The organism is Gardnerella bivia, assembly GCF_049262715.1.
In the GTDB taxonomy this organism is placed as follows: Bacteria; Actinomycetota; Actinomycetes; order Actinomycetales; family Bifidobacteriaceae; genus Bifidobacterium; species Bifidobacterium vaginale_A.
In genome coordinates, this window is record NZ_CP058399.1 from 433156 (window position 1) to 458173 (window position 25018).

Sequence of the window (25018 nt, forward strand, 5' to 3'; positions counted from 1 at the left end):
ACTTCTATTCTACTAGCTTTTCTTATTAAGTGCATTTCTAGTTTTTTATATATCAAATCAACATAAATCAACATAAAACCAGAATAAAATCAACATCACGCGGTAGTCTGAACCTTATGAAAAAAACTAGTTTTATAAAAAAATCTTTTCTAGTACGCGCAACAGCAATTTTAAGCGCTATTATTATGTGCGCTGGATTAGCATCATGTGGCGATGAAGAAGGAAGTCAGTCTGACCCTAAAGCAGACGCAGCTGGAATGCACGTAATGTCCGGAGTGAGCGCAGAAGGCGAATTAGGCAAGATGCCTAAAGTAACATTTAATACTCCTTTTAATGTTGAGAAAAATTCATATGCAATTTTGCAACAAGGAAACGGCGCAAAAATTGAAGAAGGCGACCGAGTTTGCACTCAAGGAACAATTTATTCAGCAAAAGACGGCAAAGAATTGATGAGCACTTGGAAGAAAAAAGATTCTCAAGATTGCTCATTGGTAGTAAATAAAAACCAAACAAATCCTCAATATTATGCTCTTCTAAAGGGAAGAAAATTAAATAGCACAATCGCATTCGGCGTTAAAAGCGAGGGCAAAAATCCTTCTTATCTTATAGTTCTTACACTCGTCTCTAAGAGTAAACTATTAACTAAGGCTTCAGGTAAAAAAGTCACTGATATACCTAGCAATTTACCAAAAGTAACTCTTGATAAATCTGGAGCTCCATCATTAGATAAAAATAACTACGTTCCAGATGGCAAGCTTGTTTCTCAAACTTTGATTGAAGGAACTGGAAAAACAGTGACTGATAAAAGCACTGTCACTGCTCATTACAGCGGTTGGACTACAGACAAAGACGGCAAGCTAGTTCAGTTTGATTCATCTTGGAAACGAGGGGCACCTGCAGATTTCTCTTTAAATGGTCAAGTGATTTCTGGATGGACAAAAGGCTTAGCAGGAAAGAAAGTCGGATCGCAAGTGCTTCTTATCGTTCCTCCAGATGAAGGCTATGGAAAAGAAGATAAAAAGGATGCGAACGGAAAAGTAACAATTCCTGCAAACTCCACTCTTTACTTCGTTGTGGATATTCTTTACGCTTCCTGATTTTGTGACTTTAGATATTAAAGTAAATAAGTAAATAAGTAAAAAAGTAAATAATTAAATAAAAAATAAATTGAGGTACCTTAAAAGTTTTTGGTCTATAGATCAAAGTTTTTAAGATACCTCAATTTTTAACAATTAACAAACAATTAACGATTTAAATATCGCGATGCTTTTCAATTACGTAGCCAATTGCGTACATGATTACAGCCCAAGCAAGAACCACTAAACCGGACTGCCACCATGTGAAAACATATGCATTTGGTGGAAGCTGTACTCTCGTTCCTAAGAATTGATTCACAGCATTGGCTGGTAAAATCTGAATAAGTATTGAAGTCCACTTCGCGAAATTGCTTGTGAGCATAACGATGCTAACAACAGAAGGCAAAATCATCACGGCTCCAATAACGCACATAATTCCGCCAGCAGTTGACTTGCAAATCATGCCGAAACCGTACGCCATTGCTGCCACAAAAACCATGATTGCAGGAGAGCCGAGGAATAGCGTGATAGGCAATTCCCACGCGTTGCTTCCAGATAATCCAGAAACATTATCTCCTACAAAAGCTAATTCTGCAGCAGCCAAAGAAACTGTCATTGCAATAAGTTGCACTACAAAAACGTAGATTGCAACAGCAATAAACTTAGCAGTAAAGAACATACCCCTTTTAGGTACAGCAGTAAGAGAAGCCTGAATTGAAGTCGTAGAATGTTCCGCAGTTACAGCAAGCACTGCAAAAATTGCCAAAACAATCAAAGATACAGAAGCAAAGCTAATAACTAAGTGGAAAATGCTTTCTTGCGATGTAATAAGGTCACTTTTATCGCTTGGTCCAACAGTAACTACAGCGCTTGATCTGCTTTGACTTGTTCCATTTCTACCAGCGTCAACATTAGACAGTGATTTTTGCACAAGCGCGATAATAAAGCTAAAAATTACTGGCAAAGCAACTGTTAATGCCATGCACCACCACGTAGATGCAAGACCACGCAACTTAACAATCTCAGATTTAAGCGTGTGCATAAATGTAAGATGCAAGTGCTGAGCGTTCATACTACGGCCAGTTCTGTAAGAATTGTTCGTTTGATATTCAACAGCTTGTCCAATTTGCTCACTCATTTTGCGCTCCTTCCATTTACATATTGCATTCCAGATGAATATGTTGCATTTGGTAATGCTCTAGTCACATACTGTTCTTGACCGTGCGTAAGAGCTAAATATGCTTCCTCAAGCGATGCATGCTCTTGATTTAGCTGATATACCAAAATTTGATTATCTGCAATTTCGCGCGCAATCTGACTTAGCTCACATCCTGTTATTCTAAAAAGTTCGCCTTCTTGAACGTCTTGAGGCGTGCGATTATCTTGCAAAATCCTACATTCTGGATGATTTTGTGTAAGTACTTGCACTAGTTTTTCACCTTCTGGAGTCACAAGTCGCACAGCGTGCTGCGAATGTGCATCAACAAAATCTTGAACTGTTGTACGCTCCAAAATTTCGCCATGCGCAATAATCACAAGGTTATCTGCAGTAAGCGCGACTTCGCTCATTAAGTGCGAGCTAAGAAGTATTGCGCGACCTTGACTTGCGTAATACTTGCATAATTCACGAACCCACTTAACGCCTTCCGGATCTAATCCGTTAATTGGCTCATCCAAAATGAGATTGTGCGGATCAGCTAAAAGCGCTGCAGCAATCGAAAGACGTTGGCTCATGCCTAGCGAGAAAGATCCTGCTTTGCGGGTTTTTACGCTAGTTAAACCAGTAATATCAATCACTTCATCAACGCGCTTTTTTGATATCCCGTGAGTTAAAGCCAGTGAATACAGGTGATTGTAAGCAGTGCGACCCCTATGAGCAGACTTTGCGTCAAGAACTGCTCCGACTTCTGTCATCGGGGACGCGAGTTTTGTATAAGGTATGCCATCAATAAGAGAAGTTCCACTATTGGCATGAATAAGATTTAAAGCACAACGCATCGTTGTAGATTTACCAGCACCATTAGGACCTAAAAAGCCTGTAACTTTGCCATCTTCAGCTACGAAAGAAATGTCGTTAAGCGCTGTTTTCGCACCGAAACGCTTTGTAATATGTTGAAATTCTAACATAAATTAACAATACCACAAATAAAAAAAAAATACACATTTTATGCAAGCGTTTACAAGTACAGTCTATTGCATTTTGTAATGCGATTGTTTATTTGCGATTGTTTATTTATATTCGCTTGTTGTATCAGCAATTTATTGCTGCATGCTGTGCAATCCACGCGTGCATGGAAACTGCTGCAGCAGCGCCCGCATTTAGCGAGCGCACAGAACCGAATTGCGAAATATAAACAACGTCATCTGCCATTTCTAGCGCTTTTTTAGAAAGACCTGGACCTTCAGCGCCAAAAAGCATAAGGCAACGTTTAGGGAACTTGTAAGTTTCCATAGCAACAGCACCTGGAATAATATCGAGCGCTATAACACGCGCATCTTTAGCGTCTTGTTCCTGCAACCTTGCGATTTCTTCGGCTTCTTTATTGCCATCTGCTTGTGCAAGAAGCAAAAGTTGATGCGCTTCTTCTGCTTCTTTAAGAATGTTTTCTCGCCAATTATTTACTAGAGTTTCAATCGTTGGGCAACACTCAACATACTGATATAACTCTGTCATTAACGAGCCTTTACGATTCCATTTATGAGGACCTACTATATACACTTTTCGCGCGCTAAAAGCGTTTGCAGCGCGAACCATAGAACCAATATTGAAATCGTGAGTCCAATTTTCTACTGCTACTTCAAACTCGTTTCGACCTTTAGCGTCTAAGTCTGATTTAATTGCTTCCACTTTCCAGTATCGATAGCAATCTAAAACGTTACGCTGGTCACCTTCGTTTAATAATTCAGTGCTAAATCGCGCATCATAATTTGGCGATTCTGGATTATCTGGACGAGGCTCATCTGGATGCTCTTGAACCCATGGGCCAACACCTATAGGACGGAAAACTGGCTCATCTGAAGCTTTTGCAGCCAAAGTAATTGGGTTTGGTTCGTGCATGTAAAATTTCTGCTCCGTACTTACAACTAAAAACTAGTGGATTAGCGATTGTAATTCAATGTTTAACAATGCTTAACAACTACTCTTGGCAACCGTCTGTTGCACAATCTCCTGTACAACCTGCTTTGCAATGGCCGCCACAGCAATTATCTTTGCAACAAGGCTCAGTGCAACCATCATGCTCACAATCACCAGTGCACTTAACCTCACAATGGCCACCACAGCAATTATCGTTGCAGCAATCTTCATGAGCTGCATTTTCACGTAGTTCTTCTTCATCGAAAGCTTGAACAAATGCCATTTTAGTATTCTCCTCACTTATTGGATTTAGTAATTGAAGATGTCTATTGCCTTGATTATCCGCATCTACACCACCAATCAATGCAACTATAGCAAGAATTTGAGCACCTTGCTGCTTAACAATGCTAAAATCAAGACTTAATTCATTTCCGTGCCTTAAAGTCACAAGAGACGAAGTTTGAACATACGATTTTTCAGAAAGCCAAGAGTCAAGTAAAAGTACTCGTTTGCCTTTAATCGATGGACCTTTTGTTGAAGGGAAAACGAAATCCATAACAAATCCGTCTAGTTCAATTCCCTTACGTTCAGCCGCATGAATAAGAGCGAAAACCATTGGGACAGCAGCAGCTGTCAATGCGCCAACAGAGTCAACATCTTTGTCTAGCGAATATCCAGCACGCTCAATCGCATCAAAAAGAACATCTCCAACAAGCTTAGAGGCATGCTGAGCAAATGTAACAGAAAACAGCTCACTAAAAGGCTTTGCGCTCATATCTGCGCAAAGCATGCGTTTAAGTTCAGAACGTTCTTCCTGCAATTCCAACATCGTCACACTCCTTAGCTTTTTACTTAATAATATCTTAACGATCTTCTACCGATACTTCCGGTGCACTCAGCTCTTTAACATCAGCTTTATCTGAATCTATAAGATCTATTGAAGAAATCACTTTACTTTGATCTAATTTCTGAAGTTTACGAGCAGTTACTAACACTCTCGATTCCAGAGAAGAAGCAAATTTGTTATACGCTGCAACTGTTCTTGATAAAGATGTGCCAAGCTTTGAAGCATTTTCTCCAAGAACAGCAAAACGATCATATAACTCTCGAGATAAGTCAAATAACTCTTTCGCATCGTCTGTAAGACTCTGCTGCTGCCAAGCGTAAGCAACAGACTTAAGCACAGCCCACAAAGTAACAGGGGAAGTCAACGCTACTTTTTGAGCAAAAGCATCATCCATAAGAGTTGGATCTGCTTCAAGAGCAGCCTGAAGTAAAGCCTCATTAGGTATGAATGCAACTACAAAATCAGGTGCTGTTTCAAAAGCCTGCCAATATGCTTTAGCTCCTAATACCCTAACGTGCTCTCTCAAAGCCTTTGCATGTGCTTTCAATAACTCATTTCTACGAGCTAATTCTTCATCACTTGCGCTATCTGGAATTTCACATGCGCGCTGATACTCCGCATAAGGAACTTTTGCATCAACTGGAATTGTTTTTCCACCAGGCAAATACACAACCATATCTGGTCGCTGTGGTTCGCCATTCGCACCAGCAACAGCAACTTGCGTATCGAAATCAACATGCTCAAGCAAGCCTGCAGACTCAACAATATTCTTAAGCTGAGCTTCTCCCCAAGCACCACGCACTTTATTATTCCTCAAAGCAGCAGAAAGAGAACTTGTTTCACGGTCCAGTCTTATTTGCTGATCACTCAAGCCCTTAAGCTGAGTGTTCAGCGCACCCATTTCTTGTTTGCGTCCTTCTTCAATTTGAGTAACTTTATTTTTTAACGCTTCAAGATTTTCTTTTACAGGAGCCAACGCCTCTAAAACTTTGCCTTGTTCTTTCAAAGTCTTTTCTCGATTTAATCTTTCGCGTTCTTCTCGCTCTGCTCGCAATTGATCTTCACGATTAACGCGCACTTGTTCTGCTTGCTGAGCTTTAACAAGTTCAGACTCAACAAATTTCAATCTCTCTGCAAGCTGCTCTGCTTGAGTGCGATATTGTATAGCCTGATTGCCATTTTCTTGAGCTTGAGCACGCGCTTGATCCAGTTGCGCACGCAACTGATTAAATTCATTCTGGTTTATACCGCCTGAGTTTTGCGTTCCAGAGCCGTGCTTAACAATAGCAAGCACAATAACAGCAGTTATTGCAACAACAACTACCATTAAAATAAACATCACAATTATATCGAACATACGTTCTATTATGCACCTTGAGGTTGACTTCTAAACTTACCTCAACACGCTCCAACAACCACACGTAATCTACGTCATAAAGAAATAACGGATTTATTTAACAAGGTATTTCAACAACTTTATGGAAAATTACTTCTATTTACTGTTAGCGTTCAGCAAAACTCGAAAAATTAAGGGGGAAATCCACCTTTTTATTTCAAGTTATTTTTTAGTTCATTCTAAAAATATTTTTGAAAATAACCCAATATCTTTGTGTTTCAATTATTTTAGATATAAAAATAGCGTGCTGAATACTGGAAAATAATCCAATAAACAGCACGCTTTGTTCGATTTGACTACATTATTTGACTACATTAAATAATGCAGGCACTACGCAATTTTGAGAGCCACATGGTCGTCACTATCTACACAATCCGCAACTACGCGTGCACCATCATGCACTTTTCCAGAAAGCAGCAATCGAGCAAGCTGATCACCAATTTCCATTTGAACCAATCTACGCAACGGACGAGCACCGTAAACTGGATCATAGCCATGCTCTGCAAGCCAAGCGCGAGCAGAATCGCTCACATCCAAGCTAATACGGCGATCACTCAAGCGCGCAGCCACTTGACGAACTTGAATATCCACAATTCCACCAAGCTCTTCGCGGCTCAACGGATGGAACATAACAAGCTCATCCAAACGGTTAATGAACTCTGGCTTAAACTCAGCATGTACAGCATCCATAACAGCCTTACGCTTAGCTGCTTCATCCAAGCCTTCTTGCACAAGGAATTGCGAACCCAAGTTAGAAGTCATAATAAGAATCGTATTCTTAAAATCAACCGTTCTACCCTGTCCGTCAGTCAAACGACCATCGTCCAAAACCTGCAACAAAACGTCAAATACTTCCGGATGTGCCTTCTCAACTTCGTCAAAAAGCACTACAGAATACGGACGTCTACGCACAGCTTCAGTAAGCTGGCCGCCTTCCTCATAGCCAATGTAACCAGGAGCAGCACCGATAAGTCGCGAAACAGAAGACTTCTCCATATACTCGCTCATATCAATGCGAACCATTGCACGCTCGTCATCAAACAAGAAGTCAGCAAGAGCTTTCGCAAGCTCCGTCTTACCAACGCCAGTAGGACCCAAGAACAAGAACGAACCAGTCGGACGATTTGGATCTGCAATTCCAGCACGACTTCTGCGCACAGCATCCGATATAGCCTGAATTGCTTCACTTTGGCCAACCACACGCTTAGAAAGCTCCTTTTCCATGTTGAGCAGCTTCTCATTTTCGCCTTGCATCAAGCGACCAACAGGAATGCCAGTCCATTCGCTAACAACTCCAGCAATAGAATCAGAATCAACCTGATCTGGAACCATCGGCTCTTTCGCTTCACTCTTAGCATTAGCAGCCTCAGACTCCGCTTCTTCCAAAGCTTTTTGAATGCTTGGAATCTCACCATACAAAATACGGCTCGCTTGCTCCAAATTGCCTTCACGCGTAAACTTGTCTGCTTCTACGCGCTTAGCATCGAGTTGCGCACGCAAATCACCAACCTTGTTATGGCCAGCCTTTTCCGCATCCCAACGCGCTTTCAAACCAGAAAGCTTTTCACGAGAGTTAGCTAATTCTTCCTGCAACTTTTCTAAGCGTTCGCGCGCAGCAGCATCTTCCGCCTTCTTTAATTGCATTTCTTCCATTTCAAGACGCGTGACCTTGCGCTGCAATTCATCGATTTCTTCTGGCTGTGAATCAAGCTCCATACGCAAGTGAGCTGCCGCTTCATCCACCAAATCAATCGCCTTATCTGGAAGCTGTCTGCCAGTAATATAGCGGTTTGAAAGCGTTGCTGCAGCTACGATTGCATCGTCACTAATCGTCACCTTGTGGTGCGCTTCGTAACGTTGCTTAAGTCCACGCAAAATCGTCACCGTATCTTCAACAGACGGCTCGCCAACAAACACTTGCTGGAATCTGCGTTCAAGCGCCGAATCCTTTTCAATATGCTCGCGATACTCGTTAAGAGTAGTTGCTCCAACCAAGCGCAGCTCACCACGCGCAAGCATTGGCTTAAGCATATTTCCAGCATCCATTGAACCTTCTGCAGATCCTGCTCCAACAACAGTGTGAATTTCGTCAATAAACGTAATAATTTGACCGTCTGATTGCTGGATTTCCTTCAATACTGCCTTTAAACGTTCCTCAAACTCGCCACGATACTTCGAACCTGCAACCATCGAAGCTAAGTCAAGGCTTATAAGACGCTTGTTTTGCAAAGTCGTAGGCACATCTCCTGCAACAATTCGCTGAGCCAATCCTTCCACAACTGCAGTTTTGCCAACGCCCGGCTCGCCAATTAGCACAGGATTATTCTTCGTACGGCGAGAAAGAATCTGAATCACACGGCGAATCTCCTGGTCTCGTCCAATTACTGGGTCGAGCTTTCCTTCGCGAGCGCGCGCAGTCATATCAACCGAATACTTTTCAAGCGCTTTGTAGTTTCCTTCAGCATCCGTACTAGTGACTTTCGCACCACCACGCACAGTTGGCACAGCCTTTCGCAACGCATCTGCAGAAACGTTATACTTTTTGAAAATATCAGCAACAGCGTTTGGCGCACTCGCAACAATTCCAATAAGCATATGCTCAGTGGAAACGTATTCATCTGCCATTGCGTGCATTTCTTTTTCAGCCTGGCTTAGCGCAGCCAAAAGCTGGCGACTTGCATCTGGCTTAGTTGTAGTTGAGCCAGTAGATGAAGGCAATGCAACTAATGCGTTACGAATTTCAGCACCAATTTGTTGCGCATCCGCACCCGTTTGAGCAATAAGCGCGCGCACAACGCCTTGCTCTTGGCGAAGTAATGCATCTGCCAAATGCAAAGTGTCAACTTGCACATTGCCAGCTGCAGCCGCGCTTTGTACAGCATCGCTTAATGCATCTTGCGCTAAGGTTGTAAACTTTTGTTCCATATTTACCCCCCATTTACACCGCTATTCTGCGGATTTTAGGTGATTCTTATGCAATTTTTTCAATTACACTCAAATCACATTCTGTCAATTTCTAAAACTTGAGTCTACTACACTCAAGTTTTGAAATCAAGGGATAAATTAACATCACACACCTCAAACACACGTTGCACACTTAAGGTGAGATTACGACTTGTACGAATTTTTAATAGAATAACGACTGCAAATAATATATGATAGAAGCATGTTTTAGACATGTTACAGTCAAGATTATCCACAATAACAATGAGGCTATTATGAATAAGAAACTTTTCAAAACAATTACGAAGAAGATAATTATTGTCTTACTATGCTTTTCTGCTGTCATCACTGCATCAGTTACATTGTTTCTACTGTTTTGGCAACAGATGCCTAAGGAAATTAGTTATAAAGAAGCAAATTTTTCACATACCGTTGGAGCTGTTGCAATAAGCGACATGACTGACGGCAAAAAGACGAAAAAACGAGATGGATTCATAGTATTACTCAACAACGATGGCACTTCTCAAACTATTGCCACTTCTGCCATTGACTCTCCTGCAATATTGTGGAATACCGATGGTTTATATTTCGTAGACGCTAAATTTGACTATTTTCTTGCACAAAAAAGCAACGCGCGGATTGCAATTAAGCATCGCAAAAAAACGCCTGCACAAGCTGGCATTTTTGAAAATAATCAGCATGAAGTTATTAGCGTTCTTGATCGCGGTTTTACTCGCAGTCGTAAAAATAAACTCGAATTCAATAGTATTACACTTGGCAAACCGCAAAATACAGATATTATGCAATCACGTATATATGATGTATCTAGCGCTTGCGAGAGTGGCACGTACACCATTAGCCCCAGTGACAATGGAACCAATAGTTTTAATGGAACAAATGGATTTGTAATCAAAAAACTACAAGATTCAATGCCTGTCAAGCATATACTCAAAAATTCTAAAACTAAGGTACATAATTTTTCTACGATAAGAAACGACACATCTCCTTGCATTAACAACACCATCATTTCACTTGGGGACACAACTAAATATAAAAAAGACGATCCCGATTTCGCTTTCACCACATACGGCATCAATCAGTGGAATACACAATCAGGAAAATTCGATTTTATACCACTCACCTTGCAAAATAAGCGTATTGCCTATAACTATGGCGAGAAACACGATTTTGAAAATATTTCGTATGGGAATAGGACAATGCTCAATGATCACGAGCTCTTAGCACTCGACCAAGGCACAGGCGTATTGTACAAAATTAATATAACGACTGGTGAAACGCAAATTATATTCACAACTCCAGTAAATAATTCAAACAATTTCAATCCAACAAGATATTGGATGCAAGCTACTAAAAATACTATAGCAATTTTAGATAACGCAAATAGCGAAAAGACGCCACACGCTACGTTGTATTTTCTTAACAAAAAGAATTTCAAACTACAACAAACTGTGCATTTTGATAACACAACAAGCAATCTTCTTGCTGGAAAAGTAAGTGGCTGCAATTTCGGCGATTTTGCAATTAACCCACAAATGTAGAAGATTTAACGAACTACAGCAAACTACAATAAACTACAGTTTATGGAAAAACTTAGGGGTGTCTTACAAATAAGACACCCTTTCCTTTAACTCTTATTCACTTATTCACTTATTCGCTTATTCGCTCACAACAACGTTTCGCAAAGAACCAATGCCATCAACCGTAACTATTGCCTCATCTCCCGGCTGTAAAGAACCTGCAGCATACGGCGTTCCAGTCAAAATCACATCTCCAGGAAGCAAAGTTGTAAAGCTTGAAATAGCTGCGATTTGCTCAGGAATATTGTGAATCAATCTAGCAGTTGTACCTTGAGCTTCAGGAACATTCTCACCATTTAACTTAAACGAAATGCGCGCATCATTCCATGAAAGTTCCGTTGTAATCCAAGGCCCCAACGGGCAAGAAGTGTCAAATCCTTTTGCACGCGTCCACATGGGATCCTCTCCTGCGCAATCAGTAAGAGTAACGTCATTTACACAAGTAAAGCCAAGCACGTATTCCATTGCATGGTCAACGCTTACTCGGCGCGCAATTTTGCCAATCACGACTGCCACTTCTGGCTCAAAATTCATATTGTGATCGCCAGCAGGGATAACAATTGGATCGTCTGGACCAATCACGCTTGTACTCGGCTTCGAGAAAATCACCATATCTTGAGCGCTATGCAACACTTCAGAAGATGCAGACAATTCTTCATCAGAACGATTGTCATAATTTTTTGCCAATCCGAGCACTTTTGAAGGAATTACTGGTGAAAGTAAGCGTATTCCATCCGCATCCAGCGCGTAACGTTTACCTGTAGGCTTTACTCCTTGAGGACTTAACGGATGACCCTCGAGAGCTACTAAATAATCTTTACCATCAGTTTCGTCTTTTTGAACGAAAGCGTATTGCGGAACTTCATTATACGAAAAACGTGCAATTCTCATAGTTCAAGATTACGCAACACACTACACATTTCGCATCGCAATAACTCACTTGCATTCAACGTCACACATTCCACGTCACAAAAACGCGTCACAAAAACGCACGCTACAACAACTCACTATACAAAAGCGCGCGGGCCAAAAATTGCAGAACCAATTCTAACCATAGTTGAACCTTCGGCAATCGCCCACTCAAAATCGCCGGACATTCCCATTGAAAGCTCTAATTTTGTGTTGTCTTGCACAATATTTTCAATAGAATCCTGCGTAAGTTGTTCGCATACGCAATCTCGAATTTCTCGCAATTTTGCAAAACCGCTTCTCACTATTTTTTCATCGTCCACACGCGCTCCAAGCGTCATAAATCCGCGCAACTTAAGTGCTTGCAGGCTAGATATAGCGAGAGCTTCATCAATCGCACGTTCTGGCACACACCCCGATTTTGTAACTTCTCCAGAAACGTTCACTTCCAGCATAACATCTGTGCAAAGTCCCAAATTTTGTGCGCGAGTAGATATTTTTTGCGCAAGTTCTACACTATCAACCGACTGAATCCCATTTGCAAGTGGCAAGACTTTGTTTATTTTATTGCTTTGCAACTGACCGATTAAGTAGAGTGGAATCTCGCCATTCACACCAACATTTAATCCTTCTAAAGCAGCCACCGAGCGTAAGATTTCAGCTTTCGCAACTATTTCTTGCGGACGATTTTCCCCAATTACTCGCACTCCTGCTCTGAGCGCTGCCATAATCTCCCCAACATCTCGCGTTTTAGTTGCAGCAAGTAGCGTAACCGACTCAGATTTGCGCCCATAGTGCGATTCTGCTTGAGCGATAGCGTCTTGCACATTGTGCACACAATCGGCAATTTGACGCGCACGAACACAATCAACCTTAGTATTCGCTAAATCTTTTTGCGTCATATATGCCATTTATTGCCCCAATCTATATATCGTAAAAACAGTCACACTAATTGAGGAATTTTATCACTATATTTACGACGTGCAGCTTCTGCAGTAACTCCAAGTGCGCGACCTATCGTATTCCACGATTGACCATTTTTGCGACTTTTATATACAGCGTCATTTATTTCTTTTTCAATTGCATGACGGCGATAATTCAATCTGCTCAATTCGCGAGATGGATCCCAGCGAGAATCCGAAGTTGGATCTCCTGGATTTGGTTCCGATTTTGCTTCCATTTCCTTTGATATGAGTTCGCCATACTCAGCAAGATCTTTTTGCTCTTCTTTACTCAGTTCACTAAATTTCATTTCAACCCTTCCTTTTCTAAATAACCTTTTCTTGCTTTCATCGCATGAACTATAAGTTCTTGCGGAAATCCACGTCTTCTTGCTGTGCCAATCTCGTACCAAACTGCTCCAGAAACTCCCGGACCAACATACATTATTGTTGGTGGATCTCTATCATAATTAACATATACTGGTCCTCTGGATTCTCGATATGCATGAAGTATATCGTTTTCTGAAACTCCATGCTTCAAAGCTGATGGCAAAATAATTGGCTCTTCATATTGATCCATATACACAACATTACATGCCAATATATGTTGCCGTCAAATATTGGCAAATACTATCTGCAATCATATGTAGTGGAATATATTAGTCGAGGAAGGGCACGTATTTGTCATCTAAGTTTGCGCGAACAGAATCCCATGGCGTTTTTTCGCTTTTAAACAACGCGAGCGCATCCGATGCACTCATATCTACTGGCTGATTTTGGCGCGAAATTTTGTATCCCAAAAGATACATACAATAACCAATCATGCGCTCGGCACTCCAACCAGATTCTCTAAGAGCACCCACATCTAATGAATGCTTACTTTTTGCGAGTCGCTCACCTTGCGCGTTGTCAATAAGTGGCAAATGCGCAAATTGCGGACGCACGTAATGCATGCCTTGAGCAGCAAAGAATCCCGACTTTTCAAGCAACTCGCCAATCCAAATCTGCAACGCTGCAGAACGCAACAAATCGCGACCGCGCACAATATTATTTACTCCGCTCAAAACATCGTCAACAACAACAGCAAGCTGATAAGAAAAAACGCCATCCGCGCGGCGAATCACCATATCACCTAAATCACGCGCAATATTAAAGGATTGCGATCCAAAAATCGCATCTTCAAAATCAATATTTGCTTGGCTCGAATCATCCTGAGGCGCTGCAAGCCTTAAAGAATGTTGCTGATTATTTTGCAAACGCTTCTCGATTTGCGCCAAACCTTTCGCAGTTTTGCGAAGATTTCTGCACGTACCTGGATATCGTATAAATCCATCTCCTTCTTGAGGAGCAGCAATTGCACGAATATCGGAACGCGAGCAAAAACAAGGGTAGATTAACAAGTCACCATCACTATCGCGCAAAGATTCTAGCACTTCAAGAGCTTCTTGGTAGATTGCAGTTCGCTCATGCTGATACTCAGGCTCGCCAACCCAATCAAAACCAGCCCATTTTAGATCTTCAATAATTTGCTCACTCGCGCCTTCCGGCATTCGCGCAATATCAAGATCTTCCAAACGCAAAATCATGTGTCCACCTTGCGATTTTGCACAAAGCCACGCAGCCAACATTGCTACCATATTCCCAATATGCATACGCCCGGAAGGAGTCGGTGCGAAACGACCAATTGCAATAGTTGACTTAGAAAACATGATTTCGTCTTTCCTGATATCTTTCCTAATACCCTTCTTAATAAGCATAAACTTGCAAAATAAAAAGCGCGCAACGCATTCATACTAGCATTACGCGCTTCTTACAATCGCAATCAAAAACAATCAAAAACAAATGTTTTATACAAACAAGACCTTGTACATAAGCACACCCAGGATTGCGCCAGCAGTAGGAGCAACAACTGGAATCCACGCTTCACCCCAGCGAGAAGAGCCCTTGTGCGGGATTGGCAAAATTGCATGAAGCAAACGCGGCATAAGATCACGCGCAGGATTCAAAGCAGGACCAGTTGGGCCACCCATAGAAGTCACCAAACCCCAAACAACGAAGCCAACAACGATTGAAGCGCCAGCTAAATTCTTCTCACCCCATGGAGACTTAAGGCAACAAAGAGCTGCCAAAACAAGCACAAGCGTGCCAAAGAATTCGTTAAGGAAGTAATTAAGCTTGTTGTTATAAGCGTCCGTAGTGCAGAACGTACCAAGAATAGCTCCCGGCTCCTCAGTTTCGTTGTAGTGCGGCAAATAAGTTACGTACACAATAAGCTGGCCAACCAACGCACCCAGAAGCTGAGCTACAATATAAGGCGCAACATTTTGCCAAGGGAACATGCCATTTGCAGCCTGAGCAATTGTCATAGCAGGATTGATATGCGCTTCGGAAATTCCTCCGAACATTAGCACTGGGAACATCACGCCAAAACCATATCCCATGGCAATATTTAACCAACCAGCATGGTGTCCTTTAGTATTTTTTAATTCAACGTTTGCAACAGCACCGTTTCCAAAAATCATAAGAATAGCAGTGCCAATAAACTCTGCAGCCAACTTCGTCATAAACGAATATTGCATGGTCCTTCGATCCTTCTTACCTGTTTCAAACTCCGCACACGTAATCGCTCGCCAAAACTTAACGACTCATCGCTTAAGTATTGCTTAATAGCTTGTCGCTTAGCAACTCGCAATTGCGATTAGCACAGCATGGAACACAATACATCCTCATTTTCAAAGAAGCTAAGAAAATGAATTCCAACAATTATTCTTTGATAGTTTCCCTTATGCGCGCGACAGTCTGCACAAGCAGTAAAATCGCCCTCACATCAAAAGAGGCCCGCCATTTCGGCGAGCCTCTCATTCACAAAAACAATATCAGCGGTTTCATCTTCACAACAACATCGTTGCAACGGTTAAAGTCTAATGTTCCGTTCAACGTTCACGGATATTTTATCCATACACCTTTGTGGGTTTACCGCTCTATTTATTTGTTCTTGTATTTATTATTATGCTTTGCGTAGGGCACTTTGACAAGAACAAATAGCAATAAAATTTTATTTGTTAGATTATTGTCATAACTGTTAATTTTCATTCACAAAAATGACTTTATTGAATCATTTTGTTCATATAAAAGAGCACTATTGTTAAGTTGCGTTCACATTGAATAATTACCGGCGTGTCGCGCGAAGATAAATTACCTTCAATCCATCACATTTAAAGCGACACTCATTCGCATACATCCCTTCTAACGCATACAATTACGGATTATGGTACAGATTTTTGACGCTCCCTCGAAGGCGATTCTGCGCGGCCAAATTGCAGAACATATCGCCGAAGACGAAAAGGCAGAAAAACGTGAAGCTCGTGAGGGCGAGTTACCGTTGCCAAAAGATCGTTTCTTTGACCGCGAATTAAGCTGGTTAAAGTTCAATCGCCGCGTGCTTGAGTTAGCTCAAAACACTGATTTACCACTCCTTGAACGCGCAAACTTTGCCGCTATCTTCGCATCCAATCTTGATGAATTCTTTATGGTTAGAGTTGCCGGCTTAAAAAGGCGCATTGATTCCGGAATTGCTGTAACAGCTGCAAGTGGTTTAAGCCCTCGTCAGCAGTTGCGCGCGATTAGCGAAGTCACCCACCGCCGTCAAGATGAACATGCTCACTATGTAATCGACCACATTTTACCCGAGCTTGCTAAGCAGCGCATAGTTATGCTCAGTTGGGATAAGTTGACTAAGTCAGAGCAAGAAAGACTTTCAGATTACTACAAAAAGCAAGTATTCCCAGTCCTTACGCCACTTGCCGTTGACCCTGCACACCCATTCCCATACATTTCAGGTAAATCCATTAACTTGGCCGTTATTGTCGAAAATCCAAATTCTGGAAAATCACATTTTGCGCGCGTAAAAATTCCAGATAATTTAAACCGTCTTGTACCAGTTGACGATTTAACTGACGAAGAAGGCCGCGAAGAGCGCTACGGATTTATTACTATGGAGAAGCTGATTGCAGCACACTTGGAATCACTTTTCCCAGGCATGATTATTAAAGAAGCTCGTTCATTCCGCGTTACTCGCAATGAAGATATTGACGTTGAGGAAGACGATGCAGAAAATCTATTAAACGCAATGGAGAAGGAGCTCCTACGTAGACGATTCGGACCGCCTATTCGCTTGGAAATTTCAGATGAAGCTAGCCCATTCCTCTCTCAACTTCTTGCAAACCAATTGCGCGTAAGTCCTGAAGAAGTGTATCGCTTGCCTTCACCTCTTGACATGACAGTTCTTTTTGAATTACAGGCACTTGACCGACCAGATTTGAAGTATCGTCCGTTTATTCCAACTACAAATCGACAGATTGCAGAAGTTGAAACTAGCCACGCTCAAGATATTTTTGCTTCAATTCGCGAACATGATATTTTGCTACATCACCCATATGATTCCTTCTCTACGTCTGTGCAAGCGTTCTTAGCTCAAGCTGCAGCAGATCCGAAGGTTTTGGCAATTAAGCAGACTTTGTATCGCACATCTAGCAATTCTCCAATTATTGATGCACTAGTTGACGCAGCTCATGCTGGAAAGCAAGTACTTGCATTAGTTGAGATTAAGGCACGATTTGATGAGGACGCAAATATTGCTTGGGCTCGCAAGCTCGAACGCGCAGGCGTTCACGTTGTATACGGCATTGTTGGTTTGAAGACTCACTGCAAGCTTTCGCTTGTTGTCCGTCAAGAAGCAGAAGGATTACGCCGCTACTGCCACGTTGGTACAGGTAATTACAATCCTAAGACTGCTCGCCTTTACACAGATTTGGGATTGCTTACTTGCGATCCTGTAGTTGGTCAAGATTTAACTCGCTTGTTTAACCAGCTTTCAGGATATGCTCCAAAGTCAAGCTTCCATCGCTTGCTTGTTGCTCCTCGTACAGTTCGCACGGGTATTATTGCGCGAATTCAGCGCGAGGAAGCTGCAGCTCTTGCAGGCAAAGAAGCATGGATTAAGATTAAAGTCAATTCTGTAGTCGATGAGCAGACTATTGACGCGTTGTATCGCGCTTCACAAGCTGGAGTAAAAATCGATATTGTTGAACGAGGAATTTGCTCTCTTAAGCCTGGAATTGAAGGTTTGAGTGAGAATATTCGCGTTCGCTCCATTCTTGGAAGATTCCTTGAGCACAGCCGCATTTACGCGTTCGCTAATTCTTGCGGCCCTCAGATTGGTGATGGTCCTGCAAGTGGCCCAGAAGTGTGGATTGGCTCGGCTGATTTGATGCACCGCAATCTTGACCGCCGCGTTGAAACTTTGGTTCGAATTAGCGCACCAGATCAAGTTGAAGCATTGATTCAATACATTGATTTACAAATGGCTGATTCTACTGTTTCATGGTGGATGGATGGCGATGGCACATATACATTACATTCACGCGACAAAGAAGGCCGTCCGCTAGTAGACAGTCAAGCTTACTTGATTCGCACTCACACTCGTAAGCCTCGCGGTTCAAACTGAGCACAATAAACTAATAAACAATAAGCAAGAGTCAGATTCAGTAACATGTTTCTGGCTCTTGTTGTTTTTACTGCACCTTCTAATCTGGCTAAATATCAAGCGTTACAGCAATAGCCGAAATCTTTTACGTCACCATTTGCCAGTTTTAGGATGTTTTTTACGTCATTATTTGCCAGTTTTGGGAAGTTTTACACTGTGATCTTAGTGAAAATTTTAGGAAGTTTGGGTTATATAACAGAAATATCCGATTGACTCAGAGCACCAGCATCACAGTCATAAATGAAATCATCACAGTCACAGAAGTCAAAATGACTGTCATAAGTAGACACATCTCGGTCAAAATACGTAAAATCACCGTCAAAATATAGCCAATCACGTTCAAAATAGAAAAAATGACAGTCATACATACAAAAATCACTGTCATAGACGAGAAAAATGACAGTCACAGCACTTTTATCACAGTCATGACCGTGATATAATGACAGTGACGTATGGCAGAGGAAACAAACCAGCTAACAAAATATCAGCAAAACAATTACTAAAGAAACTTCCGAACCTAACTACAAAAACAAATTTAAGCATTAGAAAATCACGACTAACCACACATAACCACAGCTAATCAAGGAGCAAACAATGGCAATCGTAAACGAACAAATTAAAGACGCCATCGAACGCTTGCGCCTACAAAAAACAGATGACTCCAATTATGAAGCAAAAAGCTGTGACGTAAAGCTCAGCGTAAGTGTATGGGAAACAGTAAGCGCTTTTGCGAATACAAATGGCGGCACACTACTACTAGGACTAGATGAAAGCAATAATTTTTCTCCAACAAAAAACTTTGATATTAACAAAGTTCGCGATCAATTTATTGAAGGAATAGGCGATGGTGGCGCAAACGGAGCACGGCTAACATATCCTCCAAGATACAACTTAGAAAGAGTAATCGTAGACGATAATTCTCAAATTCTAGCCATAAAAATCTACGAAAACCCTGCCGATAAAAAGCCTTGCTACATTACAGCTAAAGGAGATAAAGGCGGGAGTTACAAGCGCGTTGACGATAAAGACATTCGAATGTCGAATGATGAAGTTTACGAAATAGAAAACGCGTTACGTCCAAGCGATATAGATTTGTCGATTGTTAAAGAAGCTACAAAATCTGATTTAAACAAAGATTTAGTCGAAAATCTTATAGCAAGACGAGCGAACTCCAAAGCTTTGCGCGGAACTACAACAGAAGATGAAAAACTTGCGCGTCTTAATATTACAGATAAGCAAGGGCGCGTACGAATGGCAGGACTTTTAACTCTTGGAAATTATCCACAGCAATTTTTCCCGCGATTATTTATTGACGTAACAGCTCACGCTGGAACAGAAAAATCTTCGACTGGAGTGCAACGTTTTATAGACCGCGAAGAATGCAGCGGAGCAATATCAGAAATGATTGAGGATGCAGTAAACGCGGTCATTAAAAATCTTCGAGTTAGCACATTTATTAACGGCGTTGAACGCATAGAAGAATCGGAGATTCCGCGCGAAGTTCTACGTGAAGCTATAGCTAATGCAGTAATTCACAGAGAATATCACGAATATTTTCAAGGTCAGCCTGTAAGCGTTGACATTTTCCCAGACAGGGTTGTTGTGACAAATCCTGGAGGATTATGGGGAGGAAAAACGCTTGATAACATTGACGATGGCGAATCGAAGTGCCGAAATGCCGCACTTATGCAATTGGCACAATACGCACCAATCGAAGCAAATAGAATTGGAGCAGGTGTAGTCGAAGGTCAAGGTAGCGGAATTGCGTTTATGATTAACGAAATGAAAGCGTGGTCGCTGCCAAAACCACAATTCATACCTAAACTTGGATCTTTTAGTGTGATTTTGCAACGCGCAAAAGCAAAACTTCCTAGCAACATAAATTACATAAATCAAGTAAATCGCTCTCAAATAACGGATTCTAACAAAAACTATGTTGACGAACACAATGGCACTGAACAAACAGTAGAAAATTACACACAAGTTGAACACACGCAATCGGAAAGCAAAAGGAATCCATTAAATGACGATATTTTGCTAACGCTTATACCTGTTGACTCTACAATAACAACTCCAGAATTAGCTGAACTAACTAAAAAGTCTCCAGAAACAATCAGACGACATTTGCGTAAGCTAATTGCAGAAAATAAAGTAAAAGCACTAGGAAAAGTAACAAGTAAGCAGCGTAAATATGCGAAAATCAGCAACTAATTTGCTCTAAGTCAATACTAAACTCCGCGCGCCCGCACGTCCACACGCGCCACTCACTTACACTAAATCTCAAGCGTTCCAGCTGCCAAATCGCCAGCCACAAACGGCATGAAATAAAATGGCATAGTCGCAATTTTCTGATTTGCGTCATAACCATAATTATTTTTAGAAACTTTTATTGCGAACTCAAACTTGTTATGCGTTGCAAACTTATTTAAAGAATTAAGTGTTCCTCTGCCTTTTTTAACATCAATCGGGAAAAGTTTGTTATTTGATTCAACTATAAATTCCAATTCTGAATCTGATTTTCCACGCCAATAAAACAGTTTTAAACCATTTGCGCTAAGTTCGTTTGCAACGTAATTTTCAAAGAAAATACCAGATAGTGTATTATCTCTTTCGTTTGAAATAAAAGATGCTGCATTCACTCCGCTTTGATACGAGAACATGCCAATATCGCACAAAAATAGTCGGAAATTGCTTTCATTCTCTTGCATAAGTGGCATAGTTACATGCTCTTTGAGTTGGAACGACTGATTAACAATATGAGTCATAAGCAGCCACTGAATAGACGTTGCAAAATCTCTAGTTCTACCGTCTTTTTTAATAAGACCAGCTGAAAAGTTTTTTGACTCCTTATTAAGCTCCCTAAAAATATTTTCAAATAGAAGCCGAGATCTTAAAATTGACTCACTGCTTGCCTGATACAATTCCATGTCCGCAAGATAATTGTCATACAGCGAGCGCAAAATCTCACGCGTTTCTAGTAAATCTTTGCGCTCAATATATGCTTCTACCGCTTCTGGCATGCCCCCAATTAGCAGATATTTATACACTTCATTTAACGCAAGATTGTGAATTTCTGTAGGCAGCGCTTGTTTAGAATCATAAGATTCACGCACCTTTGAATATAGAAGGCTGTTGTTATTTAGTAGAAATTCTCCAAAGGTCATTGGATAGATTGTTATCTGGTCGATTTTTCCTACAGGAAAAAGGAATTGGTCTTTTGCTGTTTTTTCAGCATTCTGCTTGCGAGATTCGCGATGCAATTTAATACGTACCATTGAGCCTGTTGCAATTACGCGAATTTTTCTAAAATCTTGGCAAAAATATTTAAGCGACGAAATAATGTTTGGACATTCTTGAATCTCGTCAAAAATCAGCAACGTGCTTTCATCTATAGGCTTTGAAAATCGCAAAGACAAATATTCTATAATCTTTTCTGCGTTTGCTGTGCTTTCGCAAAAGTTACGAACCTCATCTTCTTTTTTAAGATCGATGTAAATATAACTATTTTTATAATATTTTTCCGCAAACAGCTCTTTTACTAGATATGTTTTACCAACCTGGCGCGCACCCCATATAATTAGCGGCTTACGATTCGGCTTTATGTTCCAGGCGATTAATTTTTGTAATGCTAGTCGTTCCATGGCTTACTCTTTTTATTGTTGATATTACAACGATTATACCATTATTTGCCAGTTTTAGGATGTTTTTTACGTCATTATTTGCCAGTTTTGGGATGTTTTTTACGTCACCATTTGCCAGTTTTAGGATGTTTTTACACTGTGATTTTAGTGAAAATTTTAGGAAGTTTGGGTTATATAACAGAAATATCTGATTAGCCCAGAGTACCTGCATCACAGTCATGCCAATGATAAACGTAAAAGATTACGGCAAAACTAAAAGTTGCGAAAGAAAACAGCTAAAATAGTGAACATGAGTGCAGTAGCAACGCGATACGTTGAAGCAGCAGGCGGAATCATTTACCGCAAGCGCAATATAGATAGCGCAAACACGTGTGACTTCAAAAAAACAGGCAATCAAATAAGTGACGATGACTTTGAGCTTTGCCTAGTTTATCGTCCTAAATACGATGATTGGAGTTGGCCAAAAGGGAAAAACGAAGAAAACGAATCATATCGTCATACAGCAGTGCGCGAAGTTGGCGAAGAAACAGGCTATGCAGTAACACTTGGCCCTCATATTGCTCAAATCGAGTATCCTCTTGACCACGAAGGCAAGAAGCAATCTACCTCTAAAAGCAACAAAAACAGTAGCTCATCGCAGAATAATCAACCAACAGTAATTAAGCGAATTCACTACTGGATGATGCACGAAATAAACGAATCTACAGCATCAAAGAGATTGCCAGCATTCGGACCAATAAAGCCAGCAAAACGCACAGAAATCAGCAATGTTTTATGGCTAACTCCTTCAAAAGCTCGCAAAAAACTTACTCATGACAGTGACAGAGAAGTATTGGATGCTTTCTTAGAACGACTTCACACATGCAAAGCAAGATATAGCACTTTAATACTAGTAAGACACGGAAAAGCAGAATCTCGAAAGACTTGGCAAGGCAGCGAAGCAACTCGCCCAATTACACCTCTTGGATCAGCAGCATCTTACGCACTTGCGCGAGAGCTTGCTTGCTACGCGCCAAATAAGATACTTTCATCACCTTGGAAACGTTGCGTAGAAACAATTGGATTTTTTGCCAGCGATTGCTCAATGAAAATTGAAGAAATACCGGAGCTTACTGAAGATTATCACGAAAAAAATCCTCAAGATACACTTAACGTGCTTATAGACACAATAGCTCAACTTGTTCATTGTGATAAAAATGATAATTACGCAACAACAAACACAACAAGTACAACAAACACAGCTAACACAACAAGTACAACTGCAATGTGCCTGCACCGACCTATTATCGGCTCATTCTTTGAATATTTGCGAAAAATTACAAATCCTAAAGCACATAAGCGCATTCTAAGTATGCGATCTCCATACATGCCTACAGGAAGTGCAATAGTTTTGCATATTATCAACACTCCTAAAGGTGCTCGAATTATTGATATTGAAAGCGTGATGCCAATTGTCTACTAGCCTTCATTCACAATCAAGTTCCATTCATTCTAGCCGTTGCGCTTTTATGCCAAATCCAATAGGCGAAAATCGCCCAAGCAGACCTGCACAAATAGATCCTGCAATGCTTTCACAAATTGAAGGTGGCGCAGATCCACAAATCATCAATGAGATTAGCCATACTTCTGCTGCTGTTTTACTTAATCGCGTGCACAAAACTCAATCTCAAGAAATCGTTGAACGCGTGCTGAATTTGGTTGAAAATGAAGGTATTGACGTTATCGCAGATTTGTGGAGTAGCTGCGAAGCAGAGTCACTACCTGGAATGTTGTATAGACTATATTTATTGCGTATGTCACTTAGAAAACAGCGTGAATCGTATGCTGAATATTGGCATATAGGAGAACCTGAAACCACGAGTGCTTCTGCTATTACAGGTATAGATGAAACACCTACAGGAGAAGATATTGCTCGCCTTGCTGATTCCATTCTTTCAGGTGCATTTACAGGTGATTTCGCAATAGCGCTGCATCGAGCTTCTGCATTTACTTCGATCATTTCGCGTGGAATGCATAAATATGCAGAAAAACTATCAAATAATACAAAAAACTATCAATCTTCTAATAAAAATACGCAAAAAATAGCAAAAATTCTACATATCTCAGCAAATCTTCATACGCTTTCATGCAATTTCAAAAATGGCGCTGCGTTATGGAAAGCTGGAAAACTTGATTAAACTCACTCGGCGCGCTGAATAATAAAAACAGGTATACTCGAAATTGACGCTGGCTTGCGTTTAAGCCCCGGGCTCCATTTTTTGCCGCTACGAGCGGCGTTTGCGCCGACAGGCGCTTTCGTAAGTCAGCGTTTTAACTATTACTTTGTTTATATTTTCTTGAAAATTTCACGGCACGCCGATAGCTAACATGCCTAGCTTGTTTTAATCTAGAAGGTATGGATCTTCATGTTTTACATCATCCGCTGGTGGACCACAAGCTCACCGTTTTGCGTGATAAAAATACACCATCTAATATTTTCCGCGAGTTAGTTTCAGAGTTAGTAACTCTTGAAGCTTACGAAGCGACTCGTAATTTGGAAGTTAGCGATTACGAGATTGAAACTCCTATTTGCAAGATGACTGGCAAGCATTTAAATCGACCACGCCCAATGGTTGTGCCGGTTTTGAGAGCCGGACTTGGCATGCTCGATGGTATGACTCGCCTTCTTCCAACCGCTGAAGTTGGATTCCTCGGAATGAAGCGCGATGAGCAAACACTCGACATAATTACTTATGCAAATCGTTTGCCAGAAGACTTAACAGGTCGTCAATGCTTCCTTCTTGACCCAATGCTTGCAACCGGCGGTACTCTTATTGCCGCTACACATTACTTAGCAGAGCGCGGCGCTAAGGATGTTACTGCTATTAACATTTTGGCAGCTCCAGAAGGCTTAAAGCGTTTAGAGAAGGAGATTGATCCTTCTATTGACTTTAAGGTTGTTGTTTGCGCTGTTGACGAGAGTTTAAATGATAAAGCTTACATAGTTCCAGGCCTTGGAGATGCAGGCGATCGCTTATATGGCTTAATTGATTAATATTTGATACGT

General features: G+C 41.1%; 20 protein-coding genes. 7 read left to right on the forward strand and 13 right to left on the reverse strand.

Annotated features, from left to right (window positions below; genetic code table 11):
• Positions 1-116 precede the first annotated feature (116 nt).
• Positions 117-1097 carry an FKBP-type peptidyl-prolyl cis-trans isomerase gene (locus HXT27_RS02000; protein ID WP_075523897.1) on the forward strand — a complete coding sequence of 327 codons (981 nt, stop codon included), beginning with the start codon at positions 117-119 and terminating at the stop codon, positions 1095-1097.
• Positions 1098-1251: 154 nt separating this feature from the next.
• Here HXT27_RS02000 and HXT27_RS02005 read toward each other — a convergent pair whose 3' ends face one another.
• The 6 genes from HXT27_RS02005 to clpB all read right to left on the reverse strand — a co-directional run bounded on the left by HXT27_RS02005 (position 1252) and on the right by clpB (position 9320).
• Positions 1252-2214: an ABC transporter permease subunit gene (locus tag HXT27_RS02005; RefSeq protein ID WP_103043373.1), complete on the reverse strand. Its 963-nt coding sequence runs from the start codon at positions 2212-2214 to the stop codon at positions 1252-1254.
• Entirely contained in the window at positions 2211-3203 is a 993-nt protein-coding gene (locus tag HXT27_RS02010; protein WP_103043372.1) for an ATP-binding cassette domain-containing protein, read from the reverse strand. The genes HXT27_RS02005 and HXT27_RS02010 overlap by 4 nt, the downstream gene beginning before the upstream one ends.
• A gap of 124 nt (positions 3204-3327) precedes the next feature.
• Complete coding sequence (locus HXT27_RS02015) at positions 3328-4134, reverse strand: TrmH family RNA methyltransferase (RefSeq protein WP_103043371.1); 807 nt, start codon at positions 4132-4134, stop codon at positions 3328-3330.
• Positions 4135-4213: 79 nt separating this feature from the next.
• A complete protein-coding gene (locus HXT27_RS02020; protein WP_103043370.1) occupies positions 4214-4981 on the reverse strand; it encodes a hypothetical protein in 768 nt (255 codons plus the stop codon).
• A 34-nt stretch (positions 4982-5015) separates the two neighbouring features.
• A complete protein-coding gene (gene rmuC, locus HXT27_RS02025) occupies positions 5016-6356 on the reverse strand; it encodes a DNA recombination protein RmuC (protein ID WP_103043369.1) in 1341 nt (446 codons plus the stop codon).
• A 369-nt stretch (positions 6357-6725) separates the two neighbouring features.
• On the reverse strand, positions 6726-9320 hold the full coding sequence (gene clpB, locus HXT27_RS02030; RefSeq protein ID WP_103043368.1) for an ATP-dependent chaperone ClpB: 2595 nt from the start codon (positions 9318-9320) through the stop codon (positions 6726-6728).
• A gap of 293 nt (positions 9321-9613) precedes the next feature.
• Here clpB and HXT27_RS02035 point away from each other — a divergent pair, with 293 nt between their 5' ends.
• Positions 9614-10897 (forward strand): hypothetical protein, encoded by a 1284-nt coding sequence (locus tag HXT27_RS02035; protein WP_103043367.1) that lies wholly within the window; start codon positions 9614-9616, stop codon positions 10895-10897.
• A gap of 117 nt (positions 10898-11014) precedes the next feature.
• On the opposite strand, the gene HXT27_RS02040 is transcribed toward HXT27_RS02035, so the two are convergent.
• The 6 genes from HXT27_RS02040 to HXT27_RS02065 all read right to left on the reverse strand — a co-directional run bounded on the left by HXT27_RS02040 (position 11015) and on the right by HXT27_RS02065 (position 15365).
• On the reverse strand, positions 11015-11827 hold the full coding sequence (locus tag HXT27_RS02040) for a fumarylacetoacetate hydrolase family protein (protein WP_103043366.1): 813 nt from the start codon (positions 11825-11827) through the stop codon (positions 11015-11017).
• A gap of 116 nt (positions 11828-11943) precedes the next feature.
• On the reverse strand, positions 11944-12756 hold the full coding sequence (locus HXT27_RS02045; protein ID WP_103043365.1) for a YggS family pyridoxal phosphate-dependent enzyme: 813 nt from the start codon (positions 12754-12756) through the stop codon (positions 11944-11946).
• 32 nt (positions 12757-12788) lie between these two features.
• Positions 12789-13097: a hypothetical protein gene (locus HXT27_RS02050; protein ID WP_075523910.1), complete on the reverse strand. Its 309-nt coding sequence runs from the start codon at positions 13095-13097 to the stop codon at positions 12789-12791.
• Positions 13094-13366 carry a hypothetical protein gene (locus HXT27_RS02055; protein WP_075523911.1) on the reverse strand — a complete coding sequence of 91 codons (273 nt, stop codon included), beginning with the start codon at positions 13364-13366 and terminating at the stop codon, positions 13094-13096. Before HXT27_RS02055 ends, HXT27_RS02050 begins: the two co-directional genes overlap by 4 nt.
• 79 nt (positions 13367-13445) lie before the next feature.
• On the reverse strand, positions 13446-14495 hold the full coding sequence (locus HXT27_RS02060) for a glutamyl-Q tRNA(Asp) synthetase (RefSeq protein ID WP_103043364.1): 1050 nt from the start codon (positions 14493-14495) through the stop codon (positions 13446-13448).
• Positions 14496-14633: 138 nt separating this feature from the next.
• Positions 14634-15365 carry an MIP/aquaporin family protein gene (locus HXT27_RS02065; RefSeq protein ID WP_075523913.1) on the reverse strand — a complete coding sequence of 244 codons (732 nt, stop codon included), beginning with the start codon at positions 15363-15365 and terminating at the stop codon, positions 14634-14636.
• Positions 15366-16054: 689 nt separating this feature from the next.
• On the opposite strand from HXT27_RS02065, the gene HXT27_RS02070 reads away from it, so the two are divergent.
• Both HXT27_RS02070 and HXT27_RS02075 read left to right on the forward strand, forming a co-directional pair.
• Complete coding sequence (locus HXT27_RS02070; RefSeq protein WP_075523914.1) at positions 16055-18292, forward strand: RNA degradosome polyphosphate kinase; 2238 nt, start codon at positions 16055-16057, stop codon at positions 18290-18292.
• Between the two features lie 633 nt (positions 18293-18925).
• Positions 18926-20542 carry an ATP-binding protein gene (locus tag HXT27_RS02075; protein WP_103043362.1) on the forward strand — a complete coding sequence of 539 codons (1617 nt, stop codon included), beginning with the start codon at positions 18926-18928 and terminating at the stop codon, positions 20540-20542.
• Positions 20543-20604: 62 nt separating this feature from the next.
• Here HXT27_RS02075 and HXT27_RS02080 read toward each other — a convergent pair whose 3' ends face one another.
• Positions 20605-21972, reverse strand: coding sequence for an ATP-binding protein (locus HXT27_RS02080; RefSeq protein ID WP_103043361.1), 1368 nt, complete (start codon positions 21970-21972; stop codon positions 20605-20607).
• A 289-nt stretch (positions 21973-22261) separates the two neighbouring features.
• Here HXT27_RS02080 and HXT27_RS02085 point away from each other — a divergent pair, with 289 nt between their 5' ends.
• The 3 genes from HXT27_RS02085 (at position 22262) to upp (ending at position 25006) form a co-directional block, all read left to right on the forward strand.
• The gene (locus tag HXT27_RS02085; protein ID WP_199172739.1) at positions 22262-23434 is read left to right on the forward strand and encodes an NUDIX hydrolase; all 1173 of its coding nucleotides are present in this window, start codon (positions 22262-22264) and stop codon (positions 23432-23434) included.
• A gap of 46 nt (positions 23435-23480) precedes the next feature.
• On the forward strand, positions 23481-24149 hold the full coding sequence (locus tag HXT27_RS02090; protein ID WP_103043520.1) for a thymidine phosphorylase: 669 nt from the start codon (positions 23481-23483) through the stop codon (positions 24147-24149).
• A gap of 218 nt (positions 24150-24367) precedes the next feature.
• Positions 24368-25006, forward strand: a complete 639-nt coding sequence (gene upp, locus HXT27_RS02095; RefSeq protein ID WP_075523918.1) for a uracil phosphoribosyltransferase — start codon at positions 24368-24370, stop codon at positions 25004-25006.
• Positions 25007-25018 lie beyond the last annotated feature (12 nt).

Excerpts from the sequence above, each read along its gene's own strand:
- upp (WP_075523918.1), top strand. The coding sequence starts at position 24,368 with ATGGATCTTCATGTTTTACATCATCCGCTGGTGGACCACAAGCTCACC.
- HXT27_RS02040 (WP_103043366.1), bottom strand. The coding sequence starts at position 11,827 with ATGAGAATTGCACGTTTTTCGTATAATGAAGTTCCGCAATACGCTTTC.
- HXT27_RS02080 (WP_103043361.1), bottom strand. The coding sequence starts at position 21,972 with ATGGAACGACTAGCATTACAAAAATTAATCGCCTGGAACATAAAGCCG.
- HXT27_RS02035 (WP_103043367.1), top strand. The coding sequence starts at position 9,614 with ATGAATAAGAAACTTTTCAAAACAATTACGAAGAAGATAATTATTGTC.
- HXT27_RS02070 (WP_075523914.1), top strand. The coding sequence starts at position 16,055 with ATGGTACAGATTTTTGACGCTCCCTCGAAGGCGATTCTGCGCGGCCAA.
- HXT27_RS02055 (WP_075523911.1), bottom strand. The coding sequence starts at position 13,366 with ATGGATCAATATGAAGAGCCAATTATTTTGCCATCAGCTTTGAAGCAT.
- HXT27_RS02010 (WP_103043372.1), bottom strand. The coding sequence starts at position 3,203 with ATGTTAGAATTTCAACATATTACAAAGCGTTTCGGTGCGAAAACAGCG.
- HXT27_RS02015 (WP_103043371.1), bottom strand. The coding sequence starts at position 4,134 with ATGCACGAACCAAACCCAATTACTTTGGCTGCAAAAGCTTCAGATGAG.
- HXT27_RS02090 (WP_103043520.1), top strand. The coding sequence starts at position 23,481 with ATGCCAAATCCAATAGGCGAAAATCGCCCAAGCAGACCTGCACAAATA.
- HXT27_RS02065 (WP_075523913.1), bottom strand. The coding sequence starts at position 15,365 with ATGCAATATTCGTTTATGACGAAGTTGGCTGCAGAGTTTATTGGCACT.
- HXT27_RS02000 (WP_075523897.1), top strand. The coding sequence starts at position 117 with ATGAAAAAAACTAGTTTTATAAAAAAATCTTTTCTAGTACGCGCAACA.
- clpB (WP_103043368.1), bottom strand. The coding sequence starts at position 9,320 with ATGGAACAAAAGTTTACAACCTTAGCGCAAGATGCATTAAGCGATGCT.
- HXT27_RS02050 (WP_075523910.1), bottom strand. The coding sequence starts at position 13,097 with ATGAAATTTAGTGAACTGAGTAAAGAAGAGCAAAAAGATCTTGCTGAG.
- HXT27_RS02060 (WP_103043364.1), bottom strand. The coding sequence starts at position 14,495 with ATGTTTTCTAAGTCAACTATTGCAATTGGTCGTTTCGCACCGACTCCT.
- HXT27_RS02075 (WP_103043362.1), top strand. The coding sequence starts at position 18,926 with ATGGCAATCGTAAACGAACAAATTAAAGACGCCATCGAACGCTTGCGC.
- HXT27_RS02045 (WP_103043365.1), bottom strand. The coding sequence starts at position 12,756 with ATGGCATATATGACGCAAAAAGATTTAGCGAATACTAAGGTTGATTGT.
- rmuC (WP_103043369.1), bottom strand. The coding sequence starts at position 6,356 with ATGTTCGATATAATTGTGATGTTTATTTTAATGGTAGTTGTTGTTGCA.
- HXT27_RS02005 (WP_103043373.1), bottom strand. The coding sequence starts at position 2,214 with ATGAGTGAGCAAATTGGACAAGCTGTTGAATATCAAACGAACAATTCT.
- HXT27_RS02085 (WP_199172739.1), top strand. The coding sequence starts at position 22,262 with ATGAGTGCAGTAGCAACGCGATACGTTGAAGCAGCAGGCGGAATCATT.
- HXT27_RS02020 (WP_103043370.1), bottom strand. The coding sequence starts at position 4,981 with ATGTTGGAATTGCAGGAAGAACGTTCTGAACTTAAACGCATGCTTTGC.